At 38.6% G+C, this 386-nt stretch carries 1 protein-coding gene; it reads left to right on the top strand.

Annotated elements, in window-relative coordinates; all coding sequences use genetic code 11:
* On the top strand, window positions 1-386 hold a 386-nt coding region (locus CWB62_RS18710), incomplete at both ends, for a hypothetical protein (protein ID WP_212747502.1).

The raw sequence follows: 386 nt of genomic DNA, 5'->3' as shown, positions 1-386 counted from the left end.
GCCGCAAAAGAATATGTGCGTGCGAGTAGATTGAAAGCCTGGGAGAAATATATAGCACCAATAAAAGAAGCGGCTGATAATGCGGCTACACTTATTCGCCAAATGATGGTGAATGATATAGACAAGTACAATGCTTTACAGCAAATAGCTAATGAGTTACAAAATAATAAGGAGCCACAACGCAGAGATGTGCTGCGCTTATTGAATATAGCTATTGAAACAGCTCCCGATTCTCCTTCAGCCGAAGATCTTAGATATTATTATAAAGAATTATTAGCAGCTAACCGTGCTTTATATAATACTCATTTACACGATCAAACACCCAAAAGTGCTTTGTTGGTGAATGAAGTGAAGCCGTTGATCTCTTTTGATGCCCCATTGGTAAA

The organism is Pseudoalteromonas sp. S408 (genome assembly GCF_005886645.1).
GTDB lineage: Bacteria > Pseudomonadota > Gammaproteobacteria > Enterobacterales > Alteromonadaceae > Pseudoalteromonas.
This window is presented reverse-complemented; position numbering and strand designations above follow the sequence as displayed.